14 protein-coding genes are annotated in these 14,647 nt (G+C 67.4%); 6 read left to right on the forward strand and 8 right to left on the reverse strand.

Annotated features, from left to right (window positions below; translation table 11 throughout):
• Nucleotides 1-10 precede the first annotated feature (10 nt).
• Together FHU31_RS10290 and FHU31_RS10295 are read left to right on the forward strand one after the other, a co-directional pair.
• The gene (locus FHU31_RS10290; RefSeq protein WP_263987945.1) at nt 11-745 is read left to right on the forward strand and encodes an SDR family oxidoreductase; all 735 of its coding nucleotides are present in this window, start codon (nt 11-13) and stop codon (nt 743-745) included.
• A 3-nt stretch (nt 746-748) separates the two neighbouring features.
• Nucleotides 749-1,561, forward strand: coding sequence for a hydroxypyruvate isomerase family protein (locus FHU31_RS10295; RefSeq protein ID WP_167157968.1), 813 nt, complete (start codon nt 749-751; stop codon nt 1,559-1,561).
• A gap of 52 nt (nt 1,562-1,613) precedes the next feature.
• On the opposite strand, the gene FHU31_RS10300 is transcribed toward FHU31_RS10295, so the two are convergent.
• Both FHU31_RS10300 and poxB read right to left on the reverse strand, forming a co-directional pair.
• Nucleotides 1,614-1,763 (reverse strand): hypothetical protein, encoded by a 150-nt coding sequence (locus FHU31_RS10300; RefSeq protein WP_090355121.1) that lies wholly within the window; start codon nt 1,761-1,763, stop codon nt 1,614-1,616.
• A gap of 191 nt (nt 1,764-1,954) precedes the next feature.
• Nucleotides 1,955-3,685 (reverse strand): ubiquinone-dependent pyruvate dehydrogenase, encoded by a 1,731-nt coding sequence (gene poxB / locus FHU31_RS10305; protein WP_167157970.1) that lies wholly within the window; start codon nt 3,683-3,685, stop codon nt 1,955-1,957.
• Between the two features lie 200 nt (nt 3,686-3,885).
• Here poxB and FHU31_RS10310 point away from each other — a divergent pair, with 200 nt between their 5' ends.
• Nucleotides 3,886-4,149: a hypothetical protein gene (locus FHU31_RS10310; protein WP_167157972.1), complete on the forward strand. Its 264-nt coding sequence runs from the start codon at nt 3,886-3,888 to the stop codon at nt 4,147-4,149.
• 40 nt (nt 4,150-4,189) lie between these two features.
• Here the strand turns inward: FHU31_RS10310 and FHU31_RS10315 are convergent, their stop codons facing one another.
• Complete coding sequence (locus tag FHU31_RS10315; protein WP_167157974.1) at nt 4,190-5,221, reverse strand: Gfo/Idh/MocA family protein; 1,032 nt, start codon at nt 5,219-5,221, stop codon at nt 4,190-4,192.
• A gap of 13 nt (nt 5,222-5,234) precedes the next feature.
• Nucleotides 5,235-6,155, reverse strand: a complete 921-nt coding sequence (locus FHU31_RS10320) for a sugar phosphate isomerase/epimerase family protein (protein WP_167157976.1) — start codon at nt 6,153-6,155, stop codon at nt 5,235-5,237.
• A gap of 180 nt (nt 6,156-6,335) precedes the next feature.
• On the opposite strand from FHU31_RS10320, the gene FHU31_RS10325 reads away from it, so the two are divergent.
• Nucleotides 6,336-7,391: a LacI family DNA-binding transcriptional regulator gene (locus tag FHU31_RS10325; RefSeq protein ID WP_234901180.1), complete on the forward strand. Its 1,056-nt coding sequence runs from the start codon at nt 6,336-6,338 to the stop codon at nt 7,389-7,391.
• 10 nt (nt 7,392-7,401) lie between these two features.
• Nucleotides 7,402-8,169 carry a DUF2127 domain-containing protein gene (locus FHU31_RS10330; RefSeq protein ID WP_167157978.1) on the forward strand — a complete coding sequence of 256 codons (768 nt, stop codon included), beginning with the start codon at nt 7,402-7,404 and terminating at the stop codon, nt 8,167-8,169.
• Between the two features lie 6 nt (nt 8,170-8,175).
• Here the strand turns inward: FHU31_RS10330 and FHU31_RS10335 are convergent, their stop codons facing one another.
• A complete protein-coding gene (locus FHU31_RS10335; protein WP_167157980.1) occupies nt 8,176-9,633 on the reverse strand; it encodes an AMP-binding protein in 1,458 nt (485 codons plus the stop codon).
• A gap of 170 nt (nt 9,634-9,803) precedes the next feature.
• Complete coding sequence (locus tag FHU31_RS10340) at nt 9,804-10,397, reverse strand: TetR/AcrR family transcriptional regulator (protein WP_234901181.1); 594 nt, start codon at nt 10,395-10,397, stop codon at nt 9,804-9,806.
• Nucleotides 10,398-10,577: 180 nt separating this feature from the next.
• Here FHU31_RS10340 and FHU31_RS10345 point away from each other — a divergent pair, with 180 nt between their 5' ends.
• Nucleotides 10,578-12,170 (forward strand): FAD-dependent oxidoreductase, encoded by a 1,593-nt coding sequence (locus tag FHU31_RS10345; protein WP_167157984.1) that lies wholly within the window; start codon nt 10,578-10,580, stop codon nt 12,168-12,170.
• Here FHU31_RS10345 and FHU31_RS10350 read toward each other — a convergent pair whose 3' ends face one another.
• Nucleotides 12,171-13,277 (reverse strand): acyl-CoA dehydrogenase family protein, encoded by a 1,107-nt coding sequence (locus FHU31_RS10350; RefSeq protein ID WP_167157986.1) that lies wholly within the window; start codon nt 13,275-13,277, stop codon nt 12,171-12,173.
• Nucleotides 13,278-14,510, reverse strand: coding sequence for an acyl-CoA dehydrogenase family protein (locus FHU31_RS10355; protein ID WP_167157988.1), 1,233 nt, complete (start codon nt 14,508-14,510; stop codon nt 13,278-13,280).
• Between the last annotated feature and the right edge of the window lie 137 nt (nt 14,511-14,647).

Genomic DNA, 14,647 nt, shown 5'->3' on the forward strand with positions numbered 1-14,647 from the left:
CAATCTCCCGGTGGGGAAAGTAGTCGTCATCACAGGCGCCGGTAGCGGTATCGGCCGGGCCACGGCGCGGGTGCTGCTGGACGCCGGTCATCAGGTCGTGCTGGCCGGTCGCAGACCCGAACAGCTGGCCGAGGCGGCCGCCGGCCGGCCGAACGCCCGGGTGGTGCCGACCGATGTCACCGACGCGGAGTCGGTGCGGGCGCTGTTCGGGGACACCGTCGCCACCTTCGGACGGGTCGATGTGCTGTTCAACAACGCCGGAGTGTTCGGGCCCGCGGCCTCGATCACCGAGATCGACGTCGAGCAGTGGCACACGGTCTGGCGGACCAATGTCGACGGGTCGGTGTTCTGCGCGCGCGAGGCCGCCCGCATCATGGCCGCGCAGCTGCCGCGGGGCGGGCGGATCATCAACAACGGTTCGTTGTCCGCACACCGGCCACGCCCGCACAGCCTGGCCTACACCGTCACCAAACACGCCATCAGCGGTTTGACCGCCTCGATGTTGCTGGATCTACGTGCCCTCGATATCTGTGTGACGCAACTCGACATCGGCAACGCGGCCACCGATATGACGGCCGGATTCAGCGAGACACTGCAGGCCGACGGACGGCTGGCCGCCGAGCCGACCTTCGATGTGCAGCACGTGGCGGGGGCCGTGGCGCATATCGTCGATCTGCCGCTCGAGGTGTCGGTACCGGAGCTGACCGTGATGGCGCGCGCCATGCCGTATTTCGGGCGGGGGTGAACCATGCCGGCGCGCTACGTCGTGAACTGCTCGATACTGCTCACCGAACACCCGCTGCTGCACCGCCCGCAGGCGGCCCGGGACGCGGGCTTCGAGGCGATCGAATTCTGGTGGCCGTTCACCGAATCCGTGCCGGCCGATGCCGAGGTCGACGCCTTTGTCCGGGCTGTCGCCAACGCCGGGGTGCGGCTGGTCGCGTTGAACTTCGCCGGCGGTGACATGGCGGCGGGGGAGCGTGGGCTGTTATCCGTTCCCGGCCGTGGACAGGAGTTCCGGGACAACGTCGATGTGGCCGTCGGTATTGCGGAAAGGTTGGGCACCAAGGCATTCAACGCGCTCTACGGCAACCGTGTCGACGGTGTCCCGCCCGCGATTCAAGACGAGAACGCGACGGCCAACCTGGCCCATGCGGCCCAGCGGGCAGGCCCGATCGGTGCGGACATCCTCGTGGAACCGCTCAGCGGTGTGCCCGGTTACCCGTTGCGGACGGCCGCCGACGTGATCGCGGTCCTCGACCGCGTCGGCATGCCGACGGTGCGAATGCTGGCGGATCTGTACCACCTGACCGTCAACGGTGATGATCTCGCCCGTGTCATCGAGGCGTATACCGAGCGGATCGGGCATGTCCAGATCGCCGATGCCCCCGGCCGCGGCGCTCCCGGAACGGGTGGAATCGACTTTCACGGTCACCTGACGCACCTTGCCGCCCGCGGTTACCGCGGACACGTCAGCCTCGAATACCGCGCGGACGGCCCCGACCCCTTCGGGTGGCTGCCGCCCGCCCGACGTGGCGGTAGCCCGTGGGGCCAGCGCTGAAGAAATCAGAGCCGGGGCCCGAAGGCCACCGGCTCTGTTCTGTGAAATCGGATCAGCGCAGCGAGTCCTCGAACTCGTACCGCTGAGCCACGGCGATCAGTTCTTCACGAACCGTCGAATCGGGCATTGCGTTGATCCGCGCGTAGAGGCGTCGCCGGCTGTTGGCCCGCTTCACATCGGCGCGAAACTGCGCGAAAGACATTTTCTTCACTCCTCGAAAGTTCCCCGGGTCGCGGGGACTCAGTTGTTGTCGGTGCCCACCGGTCGGGGATCACCCGATATGTGGAACACCTCGATGCTCCTTGTTAATTCTGTGTAACGCAACTTTCTCGGTGTGAGATTCGCTACAGCCCAGGCGATTTGGGTGCGAAAACGTGGCGCCCGCCACAATCCTCAGTCGAGGATGCGGCGCGCCACATTGGTGGTCATCAGGTCGAGCAGTTCGTCGGCGCGCCCGGCCATGATGGTGCGGATGGCGTACAGCGAGAAGCCCTTTGCCTGCTCGACGGTGATGGCCGGTGGGATCGACAGTTCCTGGCGGGCGGTCACCACATCCACCAGGGCCGGGCCGTCGTAAGCCAACGCCGCTTCCAGGGCGGATTCCAGGTCTGCCGGGTGCTCCACCCGGCGCGCGAACAGTCCCAGCGCCTCGGCCACCGCGGCGAAGTCGGGGTTCTTCAGGTCGGTGCCGAACGTGACGATGCCCGCGGCCTTCATCTCCAGTTCCACGAAGTTCAGCGACGAGTTGTTGAACACGATGAGTGTGACCGGGAGCCGGTTCTGAACGAGCGTGATCAGCTCGCCGAACAACATGGTCAGCCCGCCGTCACCGGCGAACGCGACCACCTGGCGGTCCCGGTTGACGGTCTGCGCGCCGATCGCCAACGGGAGTGCGCACGCCATGGTGCCGTGGTTGAAGGACCCGAGCAGCCGGCGCTTGCCGTTCATGGTCAGGTACCGCGCCGCCCACACCACCGGCGAGCCGACGTCGACGGTGAACACCGCGTTGTCGGCGGCCAGCCGGTCGGCCACCGCCGCCACGTACTCGGGGCGGATGGGGGTGCGGTCCCGGTCGTTGACCGCCAACTCGTCGAGCCGGCGCCGGGTCTTGCGGTAATGGTTCAGAGACCGGTCCAGATGGGTGCGGTCGTGCCGGGCGGTGAGCAGCGGCGCCAGCGCGGCCAGTGTGTCGGTGACGGTGCCAACCAGGCCGAGATCGATCGGCGTGCGCCGGCCCAGGTTCCGGCCGCGGATGTCCACCTGGATGACGGTGGCGTTCTCCGGATAGAACTGCCGGTAGGGAAAGTCGGTGCCGAGCATGAGAAGCACTTCGGCTTCCTTGATGGCCTTGTAACCGGAGGCGAACCCGAGCAGGCCGGTCATCCCGACGTCGTACGGGTTGTCGTACTCGACGAACTCCTTGCCGCGCAGGGCGTGCACCACCGGTGCCTGCAAGGTCTCGGCCAGCGCCACCAGCTGATCGTGGGCGCCCTGCACACCGGCGCCCGCGAGGATGGTGATGTTGTTGGCGCCGTTCAGGATTGCCGCCGCGCGGCGCAGCTCGTCGTCGGAGGGCCGGATCACGGGATGTGTGGGCAACACCGGGGTGACGCGCACATCGCCGATCTTGGACAGGAAGATCTCACCGGGGACGACCACGACGGCCACCCCGTTCTCCTCGACCGCCGCCCGCATCGCCATCTCCAGGACACGCGGTGCGGACTCGGCGGTGGTGACCAGCTCGCAGTACACGCTGCACTCTCGGAACAGCTCCTGCGGGCGGGTCTCCTGGAAATACTGTGACCCGATCTCGGCCTGAGGGATGTGCGCGGCGATGGCCAGTACCGGAACGCGGCTGCGCTGGGCATCGAACAGCCCGTTGATCAGATGCAGGTTGCCCGGACCACAACTGCCCGCACACACCGCGAGTCGTCCGGTGAGCGCGGCGTCGGCGGCGGCGGCGAATCCGGCCGCTTCCTCATGCCGCACATGCTCCCAGGTGAAGTCCTCCGAGCGCCGGATCGCATCGGTGAATCCGTTGAGGCTGTCTCCAGGCAATCCATAGACCCGTTGCACGCCGCTGGCGCGCAGGGTGGTGATGACGTGATCGGCGACGGTGGTCATGGCGTCAACCCTAGGTGCCGTGCGCACCTGACGGGCGGGCCACTTCGGAGCCGGTCCATCGCTTGCGCCGAGCAGCGCACACGCGCGATATCCCGCCGTTCGGCGGACGAATCTTGGGATCGGTAGCGATCGGCGCGCCCTGTACTTGGTCTCACAGCGACGCCATCGGGGCGGCGCAACGTGAGAGGAAGTCCGAAGACATGAACATCGTGCCCGCCCGTATCCAGGAACAGATCAACCGCGTCGACCGCTCCCGGGCCATGGTGCTCGGCATCGTCGCCGGGCTGACCGTGCTGTGGTCGGTCTACCGGCTCGTCTGGCTGGTCTACTCCGCCACCGTGTTGGCCGGTGTCGGCTGGTCGCCTATCGCACTGGTCTTCCCGTTCATTCTGTGGACAGCCATCGGCGTCACCGCGGCGATCGCCGCCCTGGCGTTCCTGAATCGCTACAAGCAACCCGAGTAACGCCGGTCAGGTCGACGCTGATCCAGCGCGATCTTCACCGTCATGCTCCCTTGATGGACTCGCGGGCGACCATGCGGACGTCGACAGGCTCACCGCTGTTCAGTGACCGGACGCCCGCTTCGCAGACCGCGGCCGCGGCGTAACCGTCCCACGCCACCGGCCCGTCGGTGTAATCACCGGTGGTCGCTCCGGCGTGCACGGCATCGACCCAGCGCTGGAATTCGGTGTCATAGGCCTGCCCGAACCGCTCCCGGAAGCCCGGGGTGATCTGCCCGCCCCACATACCGGTGGCCGTCTTGCGGACCAGGCCGACGTCGAGACCGATGAACGCCGAACCCTTTTCGCCGACCAGTTCGGTGCGCACCTCATAGGCCACCCCGGTCGTGACGAACAGTTCGACGTCGATGTGCTTTCCCGATGCGGTGCGCATGATGGCGATCTGCGGATCCTGGATACCTTCGGGTGCTCCGGGATTCGTGGCCGGGCGGATGATCTGGATCGAGGTGATCTCCTCGTCGAACAAGAAGCGGGTGACGTCCACCTCGTGCACCAGTGAATCGCGGACCACCATCGCCGAATCGAAAGTCGGTGGAACCGCGGGATTGCGGTGCACGCAGTGCAGCACCAGTGGGCGGCCGAACTCGCCGGCGTCCAGCATGGACTTCAGTTGCGCGTACTCACGATCGAAACGGCGCATGAAGCCGACCTGGATCAGTCGGTTGCCCAGTTCGGCTTCGCGCTTGACCACGGCGAGCGAGGTCTCCGCATCGGTGGTCAGCGGCTTTTCGCACAGCACCGGCTTGCCATGCTCCAGGCACGCCAACAGTTGCTTCTCGTGGCTGGGTCCCGGGCTGGCGATCACGACCGCGTCGACTTGCGCGTCGGCGATGGCGTCCAGGGGATCGCCGACTGCACGGCAGTCGGGGATGCCTGCGGCGATGGTCTCGGCCTTCTCGGCGAGGTAGTCGTTGACCACGACCACCGCGGCCCCGGAGATACGGGAGGTGATCCGCGCGACGTGGTCGGCGCCCATGATCCCTACGCCGAGGACGGCAATCTTGATATCGGACACGATCTTTCGACTCCTAGCGGAAACGGACGGAGGGAATGCCACACGTGCTCAGATAGCTCTGGGTGCGTGTGGCGATGGGCAGGGGAGCGTCGACCTCGCAGGGGTACATGTCCTGTTCGACGATCGCGAAGACGTCGATACCGAGCTTGTCGATCTCGGCGAGCAGCGGTGGCATCTCCGGAATGCCCAGCGGTGGTTCGGTCATGGCGCCGAGCTTGACGGCCTCGCCGAAGGGTAGGTCCTCGGCCTCGACCTTGGCGCGCACCTCGGGGTCGACCTGCTTGAGGTGCAGGTAGCCGATCCGCTCCGGGGCTCGCCGGATGATGGCGATGTTGTCACCGCCGCAGTAGCTGATATGCCCGGTGTCCAGGCACAGGTTGACGAACTCGCCGTCGGTGCCGTCGAGGAAGCGGTAGACGTTCTCCTCGGTGTCCACGTGGCTGTCGGCATGCGGGTGGTATTGCGCACGCACGCCGTACTTCTCGAACATGGCCTTGCCCAGCTCGTTCATTCCGCGGGTCTTCTGGTGCCACTGCTCGGGGGTGAGGTGGCGATCCTCGAGCACCGCTCCGGTGGCCGGGTCGCGCCACATCTCGGGAATGACGACGACGTGCGTACCGCCCACGGCGGCGGTCAGTTTCGCGACATCCTCGACCTGGCGCCAGACCGAGTCCCAATTCTCGGCCGCACGAGGTCCGTCCCGATGCAGATGCTCGAAGACCGTGCCGGCGGACAGCTTCAGGTTGCGCTCGGCCAGTTCGTCGGAGAGCCGCTTCGGGTCGGTGGGCAGGTAGCCGAACGGGCCCAGCTCGATCCACTGGTGACCGGATTCGGCGACCTCGTCCAGGAATCGGGTGTACGGCGTCTGATTCGGGTCGTCGGGAAACCACACACCCCAGGAATCCGGTGCGGAGCCGACAAGAATCGTGCCCATCGGGGAATGTCCTTTCGCTGATCAGTCGCGGCGGGTGTACCGGCCCAGGAGGCGATCGTCTGTGGCCGGCTTGCGGGGCGCCGCGCTGCGCCGATCTAACGCGCGTTAGTAACGCGCGTTAGGGCTACTATGGGTCCTTCGATGGGGGTGTGTCAACCGTCACGTCGGATAGGAGGTGCGATGCCCACTGCGCCGCGCCACGGCGCATCGCCGCGCCGCCCGACGATGGCCGAGGTCGCCGCTCGCGCCGGTGTGTCCCGGACTCTGGTGTCCTTCATCCTGGACGGCAAACCGGGCGCCAGCGAGGAGACCCGGCAGCGCGTGCTCACCATCGCCGAGGAGATCGGTTACCGGCCCGACTCGGCGGCCCGCGGCCTCGCCCTCGGGCGTAGTCGCACGCTCGGCGTGTTGACCGATGTCCGTCAGCTGTTCCAGGCCGAGTTGGTGACCGGTATCTACCCGGCCGCCGAAGAGTTGGGCTATGAGGTGCTGCTGACGACGAACCTGTCCGACCGCCCCGAATCGGTCCCGGTGAATGCGCTGCTGAGTCACCGGTGCGGCAGCTTGGTGCTACTGGCGCCCACGTCCGGAGTCGACTATCTGACCACCCTGGCGTCCGAGGTGCCCGTCGTCGTGGTGGGCCCCCGGCTTCCTGCCGAAGCGCTGCGCGACGGGCTGAATCTGGCCTCGGTGCGCACCGATGACGCCCAGGGGACGAGGGAAGCGGTCGACTATCTGGTCGCCCTGGGGCACAAGGACATCGTGCATGTCGACGGCGGCGAGGACGCGGGCTCGCCTGAGCGTCGCCGTGGTTACCGTGCCGCCATGCAGGCGCACGGTCTCGGCGACCGAATCGACGTCATCGCCGGCGCGCACACCGAGGAGGGGGGCGCCGCCGCCGCGCGGGAACTGCTCGCCCGCCCGGACCTGCCGACCGCCGTGCTGGCCAGTAACGACCGCAGTGCACTGGGCCTGCTCGACGTCCTGACCCGCGCCGGCGTCGACATCCCCGGCGATCTCTCACTGGTGGGATTCGATGACAGCCGGCTCTCGGACTATCCGCGGATCGACCTGACCACGGTGCATCAGGATGCCCCCGGCTTGGCCCGGCACGCGGTGCGGCTGGCGGTCGAGCTCCTGGAGCAGCGGTGTGGCGGGCCCAAAGAGATTGTGCTGGAAGCCGAACTCGTCGTCCGCGGTACCAGCGGCGTGCCGCGCTCGCGAGCCCGGCGGTAGTGTCCCTGCCATGGTGAACTTCGCGCTGCGGTCCTGTGGCCTGCGCGGGCACGCGACGTTCGCGCCCGATGAGCCCGAATTGCGGGAACGGCTTCGGGTGGACACCCCGGTCGGTGAGGCCTGGCGATGCCTGCGCTGCGAGACGTTCGTGGTCGGCCCGCCGCGCGGGCACGGTCCCGCCGACACCGCGCCCGAGGTGCCGCGTGGCCGCCTGCTCCGGGACCGGACATTGATGCGGATTCTGGCCGCCGAACGGGTGATCCGCGCGCTGCTGCTGCTCCTGGCCGCGGGTGGGGTGCTCAAGGTTCGCGGTGAACGGGAGCACCTGAAGCAGGCCTTCGAGGACGAGCTTCCGCTGCTGCGCCCCTTGGCCGATCAGATCGGCTGGAATCTGGACGATTCCAAGATCATCCGTCATATCGGCGACGCGTTCTCCCTGTCGTCGACCACGTTGTTGTGGATCGCGATCGGGTTGGCCGCCTACGCCGGCACCCAACTGGTCGAGGCGACCGGTCTGTGGCTGATGAAGCGCTGGGGTGAGTATTTCGCGGTCGTGGCGACCAGTGCTTTCCTGCCGCTGGAGATCTATGAACTGACCGAGAAGGTGACCGTGCTGCGGGTGGCGGCGGTGGTCATCAACGTGATCGCAGTGGTGTGGCTGCTGTGGAGCAAGCGGCTGTTCGGCCTCAACGGCGGGGCCGCGGCGTACTGGGCCGAGCACCACACCGAGAGCCTGATGAGCGTGGAGCGGGCCGGCCTGGAAGGTGCGACGCAGTAGCAGGGCTCAGCCCATCTGGCGCCGCGCATACTGCCGCACAGCTTCTTTCGCGATCTTGCCGTTGCTGGTCAACGGTAGGGCCTCGACGAACAGGACATGTCGGGGGCGTTTGAATCCGGCGAGGCTGCCGCGCACCAGCTCGACGAGATCCGCGGCGCTCACCGGGCTGCCGGACCGGGCCACGACCACCGCGCAGATCGCCTCGCCCCAATACGGATCGGGTACGCCGACCACCGCAACCTGCTCCACGTCCGGATGCCGCGACAGCACGTCCTCGACCTCCCGGGAGGACACGTTCTCCCCACCGGTGATGATCACATCCTTGAGGCGATCGGATACCACCAGGCGACCATTCTCATCGAGCCGGCCGATATCCCCGGTGTGCAACCAGCCGTCGACCGTGGCCGGCAGATCCGGCCAGTAACCCGCGGCGACCTGTTCGCCGCGCACCAGGATCTCACCGATCGGCCCGGGGCCGGCGATGCGTATCTGCACCCCGGAGTGCGGATGGCCGGCGGTCGCCAGAATCGCCGCGTCCCCGGACCGGTGTTCGTCGGGTCCGAGAAAGGTGATGTTGCCGCCGGTTTCGGTCATCCCGTAACCCTGATGAAATCCCACCCCGAGGCGGGCGACGGCCCGGTGCAACAGGTCGGCCGGGATCGCGGCCGAACCATAGGCGATATCGCGCAGGGTGGGCAGCTCGGTCCCGGTGTCCTCGAGATGGGCCAGCAGGGCGTGCAGCATCGTCGGGGCCAGCGAGCAGGACGTCACACCGTGGGTGTTGACCGCATCGGTGAAGGCGTCCGGCCGAAACGCCGGTACCGGGAGCACTGTCGAGCCGGCCGCATGGTGCACCAGCATGTTGTAGCCGGCGATGTGACACATGGGGAAGGGCAACAGGTAGACCCCGTCGGCACGGACCGACCGACCGGCGATGGTCCCGCGCGCGGCGGCCAGCAGTGAACGGTGGGTATGTATGACACCCTTGGGTTTTCCGGTCGAGCCGCTGGTGAACAGCAGCCAGGCGGCGTCGTCCGGCGCGACCACCGGGGTGGCCGGCGGATCCGGAAGATCGTGGCACCGCATGCTGTCGAACGGCACCAACCGGTGTCCGCTGCCGGCCAGCGGTGCCAGGTAGCCGGGATCGCCGAGCACAAGGGCCGGCCGGACCGATGCCAGCTGGTCGAGTTGTTCGGTGCTGCCGAGCCGTTGGTTGATCAGCACCAGCACGCGACCGCTGCGCGGGACCGCGTAGTACACCCTGGCATAGTCGGCGCCGTTGTCGGCGATGACGGCTATCCGGTCACCGGAGCTGCTGTGGGCCGCCACCCACGCCGCGGTGCGGCAGATCTGGGTGTCGAACTGCGCGAAGCTGATCGAGGTCCCGTCGGGGCCGATGAGGGCGGGCCGGTCGGGTGTCTCGGCGGCGACCGCGGTGATCAGTTCGTGCAGGAGGGCGGTCACAGGTCACCGATGCTGATGATGCTGTCCTGAACGGCGCGGGCCGCCAACACGGCCTTGGCCGGGGCGATGTTGAGTCGACCGGCGACCAGATCCTTGCTCTCGAATGAGGTGTCCATGCTGCGCTGCATTCTGACGGAGCCGGAGCTCGGGTGCAGGGGCAATCGGGCTCGTCAGTCGCTGTCGGGCAGCAGCAACGACAGCATGGTGTCAAGGCGGTCCGCCATGGCGTGATAGCTCATGACGCGGGTCTGCACCTGCAGCAGCGCGCCCCAGAAGAGCGTCTCGCAGGTGTCCATGACCTCCGGCCACGCGCCCATCCCCAGGGCCGCGGCCGTGCGCCGGCGCACTTCGGCGGCAACACGGGTGCGAATAGCTGCCACCGCATCGTCGTCATCGCGCAACAAAGCGCGGGCACAGGCCGAGGCCAACAGAGGTTCCTCGGCCAGCACCAAGGTGAGCGCGCGCAGCTGCGTGCCGACCCGGGTCCGGACGTCGGCGTCGGGATCGACGATCAGCGGCAGTTCGTACACCCGGGCGAGATACAGCTGGGCGAACATCGCGTCGACCGACGGGAAATGTGCGGACACCGCCGACGGCGCGATGCGGGCGCGGGTGGCCAGCTCGCTGAGTGACAGCTCGGCGCGCGCATCGAGGATCGCGGCAGCGGCGCCGAACACCTGCTGGTGTGTCTGCTTGAGCCGAACGACCGGATCGTGAACGCGATCCTGCAGGAAGGTGACATCAGCCACCGCTGGGCTGGACATGTGTCCAGGGTATAGGCGCACCGTCTGATTAGCAATCGCTGGCCAAAAAGACATCCTTACGTGCCTCTTTAGGCACCCCTCTTGTTATCTCGACTCTGCTGCGCCGTGTCGTAGGTGACATCCAGCTAGGATTACCGGACAAGTGTCCAGTAACATTCGGGTGACGCTGAAGGGGATGCCATGAGCTACGTGATCACGCAGAACTGCTGCAAGGACGCCAGTTGCATACCGGTCTGCCCGGTCGACTGCATCCGTCCCGTCGAGGGCGATGACACGGACATGCTCTACATCGACCCGGACTCGTGTATCGACTGCGGCGCATGCTTCGACGAGTGCCCCGTCGATGCCATCCACTACGAAGACGACCTGCCGCCCGGGCAGGAGCGCTTCCGGGAGATCAACGCCGCGTACTTCGAGCGGTATCCGCTGCAGCCCGACACCGCGCCGCTGCGGCCTTCCCGGCCCGCCGTCCCGACCGGCGCTCTGCGGGTCGCGATCGTGGGTGCCGGGCCGGCCGCCTGCTACGCCGCGGCCGAGTTGATCGCCATCGACGGTGTCGAGGTCAACCTCTTCGAACGACTGCCGACACCGTTCGGTCTGATCCGGGCGGGGGTGGCGCCCGATCACCAGCACACCAAGTCGGTGGTGAACCTCTTCGAGCGGGTCTTCACCAATCGGCGGTTCGGTTGTCATCTCGGCGTCGAGATCGGCCGTGACCTCACCCATGAGGATCTACTGGCGCATCACCACGCCGTCATCTATGCGGTCGGTGCCGCGACCAGTCGTGCGCTCGGTATCCCCGGTGAGGACCTTCCCGGCAGCCACCCGGCCGCCGATTTCGTGGGTTGGTACAACGGCCATCCCGATCACGCCGGCCGGGTCTTCGATCTCGACACCGAACGTGCCGTGATCGTCGGCAACGGCAATGTCGCGTTGGACGTCGCACGCATGCTGCTGATGGACCGGGACGCGTTGGCGGCCACGGACATCGCCGAGCACGCCCTGGAAGTCCTGCGTACCAGCGCGATCCGGGAAGTGGTGATTCTGGGACGGCGTGGAATCGCCGACGCCGCCTTCTCGGTGGGGGAGTTCCTCGCGCTCGGGCACCTCGACGGGGTCGATATCGTCATCGACGGCGACCTCTCCGATCCGGCCGACGGCGAGCGAAGCGACGGAGAGAGATTCGGCGCGGCGCTGAAGCTCGACATCGCCCGCGAATACGCGGGTCGGGCACAGACACCTGGGAACAAGCGAATCATGTTCCGCTTCAACACGACTCCGCAGGAGATCCTCGGTAGCGGCGTCGCGCAGGGGTTGCGGGTCGCCCGTGGCGGCAGCACCGAGACACTGGCGACCGGATTGATCCTGCGGTCCATCGGCTATCGCGGGCTCGCGGTCGACGGGCTCCCGTTCGACGAGGCCGCCGGCGTGGTGCCCAACGAGGACGGTCGGGTGTCCGGTGTGCGGGGAAGCTATGTCACCGGCTGGATCAAACGCGGTCCGCGGGGCGTCATCGGCACCAACCGGACCTGCGCGGTGCAAACCGTGGACGCGCTCTGGCAGGACCACCTCGACGGTGCGTTGCCACGCGATGTGGCCGAACCGGCGGCACTGCGAAAGCTGCTGGCGGACCGCGGGATCCGGCCCCTGGACTGGTCGGGATGGCGGGCGATCGACGGCGCCGAACGTGACCGCGGCGCCGCGGCATCACGTCCCCGGGTCAAGTTCATCGCCATCGAGGACCTGCATGCCGCGGCGCTGGCCGACAGCTGATCAGCGCCTCGTGAGCTCGGCGTAGCGCGCCAGATGGTAGTCGGTGGAGCCGAACTCGTACTGCACCGCGGTGAGCCGCTTGAAGTAGTGGCCAATGGCGAGTTCTTCGGTCATGCCCATCCCGCCGTGTAACTGCACCGCGTTCTGGCCGATAAACCGGGCGGCGCGACCGATGGTGGCCTTGGCCGCCGATACCGCCCGGGCCCGCTGGTCGGCGTCGGCCGTCAGATTGAGCACGGCCAGATACACCGCCGCCACCGACTGCTCGAGCTCCATGTGCATGTCGACCATGCGGTGCTGCAGGGCCTGGAAACTGCCGATCGCGGTCCCGAACTGCTGACGCTGCTTGCTGTATTCGACGGTGTCGGCCAGCACCTTGCGCATATTGCCCACCGCTTCGGCGCATACCGCGGCCGCGCCCTCGTCACGGGCCTGGGCCAACGACGGCCAGGCGGCCCCGTCCTCGCCCAGCAGAGTCGCCGGAACCCCGTCGAACTCGATATCGGCCGCCCAACGGTCATCGACAGTGCGGTACCCGTGCACGGTGAGACCGGCCGCCGGGTCGGCCATGTCGACCAGGAACAGTGACAGCCCCGCCGTCGTCGTCGCGGTGACCAGCAGGTGTGTCGCCAGCCGTGCCCCCAGCACCATGATCTTTGCGCCGTCGAGCACCCAGCCGTCGCCGTCGGGGCGGGCCGTGGTGGCTGCGTCCTGCCAACGTTCCCCGGACTGTGCCTCGGTGGCGGCCAGCGAGATGACAGCCTCACCCGCGACGAGTTGCTCCAGCAGCGCACGTTCCCTGGCCCGCAGCAACAGCCCGCCCGCCACCACCGCGGTGTCCACGTACGGTTCGACGACGAGTGCCTGCCCCAGCGCTTCGGCGATCACCATGACTTCGACCGGGCCGCCGCCGATTCCGCCGACCTCCTCGGGCAGCGCGGCGCCGAGGATGCCGAGTTCGTCGGCGAACGCGCGCCAGATCTCGGGTTGCCAACCGGCTCCGATCTTCGCCGCAGCCCGGCTGGACTCCAGCTGGTAACGGGTCGACAGGAATTTGGTCAGGCCGTCGCGCAGGAGTTCCTGCTCAGCGGTCAGTGTGAAGTCCATCTACAGTCCCAACTCTGCCTTGGCGAGGATATTGCGCTGAATCTCGTTGCTACCGGCATAGATTGAGCCGGCCCGATCGTTGAAGTAGCGCAGCGGTGCGACCGCCTGCCACGGCTCGCCGGTGAGGTAGCCGTCCTCGGGCACGAGGAAGTCGGCGATGGGTCCGCCCGGGCAGGTTCCGTGCGGCTGGTAGGCCCGGCCTCGCGGCCCGGCCGCCTCCATGGCGAGTTCGGTGAGCATCTGGCTCAGTTCGGTCGAGATGATCTTGAGCATCGAGGACGCCGCACCGGGATGCCCGCCACCGGCCAGCGCCGCCAGGACCCGGTACTCCAGGATCTCGAGCACCTCGGTGCGGATCCGGGCATCGGCGAGCTTGCGAGAGAAGGACGGGTCGTCGATCAGTGAGCCTCCGGCCGGCGCGGGTTGGGTGGCCGCTGCCTCGGCCACCTGTTCGGCCATCACCTGCAGCGCCGGTGCGGTGGCACCGCCACCGCGCTCGAACTCCAGCAGATACTTCGCGACGGTCCAGCCGTCGTCGATCTGTCCGATGACGTTGGCTTTCGGAACCCGGACCTCATCGAAGAAGACCTGACTCTGTACCTCCTCGCCGGAGGTCATCACCAGCGGCCGGATCTCGATCCCCGGGGTGGTCATGTCGATCAGCACGAACGTGATGCCCTGCTGCTTCTTGCCGGTGCGTGAGGTGCGCACCAGGGCGAACATCCAGTTGGCCTCGGTGGCGTGCGTGGTCCAGATCTTGCTGCCGGTGCACACCAGGTCGTCGCCGTCGTGCACGGCGGCCATCGTCAGTGCGGCCAGGTCGGAGCCGGCCTCGGGTTCGGAATAGCCCTGGCAGAAGAACACCTCGCCGGTGAGGATGCGCGGCAGGAAGAAGTTCTTCTGTTCGTCGGTGCCGAACTTGACGATGGCGTGGGCCACCATGCGGATTCCCATCGGGGATAACGACGGCGCACCGGCGAGCTGGGATTCCCGGCTGAAGATGTAGTGCTGGGTCAGCGTCCAGTCGCACCCGCCGTGCTCAACGGGCCAGGCGGGAGCGGCCCAGCCGCGTTCGTGCAGGATCCGCTGCCACTCCATGCTGGCCTCGTGATCGCTGTAAACGCTGGTCATCAGGCGGCCGGCCCGCCGTAGTTCGGGTGTGAGCCGGGCCGCGAGGAACTCGCGCACCTCGTCCCGGAAGGCGGCATCCGCCTCCGACCAACTCAGGTCCATATCTGCGTAACCTTCCCTCGGCTATCTAACTACGTAATATAACTGGAGCCTTCGCCCCGGACGGTACCGAAGGGTGTGATCGGGTCGACAGGGTTGCGGACACGGGTCGGCGCAGAATTCTGCACAGCTGTTCCGAT

Origin of the sequence: Mycolicibacterium fluoranthenivorans, assembly GCF_011758805.1 — a bacterium.
GTDB lineage: Bacteria > Actinomycetota > Actinomycetes > Mycobacteriales > Mycobacteriaceae > Mycobacterium > Mycobacterium fluoranthenivorans.

Coding starts and splice junctions, on each gene's coding strand:
- FHU31_RS10295 (WP_167157968.1), top strand. CDS start 749: ATGCCGGCGCGCTACGTCGTGAACTGCTCGATACTGCTCACCGAACAC.
- FHU31_RS10300 (WP_090355121.1), bottom strand. CDS start 1,763: ATGTCTTTCGCGCAGTTTCGCGCCGATGTGAAGCGGGCCAACAGCCGG.
- poxB (WP_167157970.1), bottom strand. CDS start 3,685: ATGACCACCGTCGCCGATCACGTCATCACCACCCTGCGCGCCAGCGGC.
- FHU31_RS10310 (WP_167157972.1), top strand. CDS start 3,886: ATGAACATCGTGCCCGCCCGTATCCAGGAACAGATCAACCGCGTCGAC.
- FHU31_RS10320 (WP_167157976.1), bottom strand. CDS start 6,155: ATGGGCACGATTCTTGTCGGCTCCGCACCGGATTCCTGGGGTGTGTGG.
- FHU31_RS10325 (WP_234901180.1), top strand. CDS start 6,336: ATGCCCACTGCGCCGCGCCACGGCGCATCGCCGCGCCGCCCGACGATG.
- FHU31_RS10330 (WP_167157978.1), top strand. CDS start 7,402: ATGGTGAACTTCGCGCTGCGGTCCTGTGGCCTGCGCGGGCACGCGACG.
- FHU31_RS10340 (WP_234901181.1), bottom strand. CDS start 10,397: ATGTCCAGCCCAGCGGTGGCTGATGTCACCTTCCTGCAGGATCGCGTT.
- FHU31_RS10345 (WP_167157984.1), top strand. CDS start 10,578: ATGAGCTACGTGATCACGCAGAACTGCTGCAAGGACGCCAGTTGCATA.
- FHU31_RS10350 (WP_167157986.1), bottom strand. CDS start 13,277: ATGGACTTCACACTGACCGCTGAGCAGGAACTCCTGCGCGACGGCCTG.
- FHU31_RS10355 (WP_167157988.1), bottom strand. CDS start 14,510: ATGGACCTGAGTTGGTCGGAGGCGGATGCCGCCTTCCGGGACGAGGTG.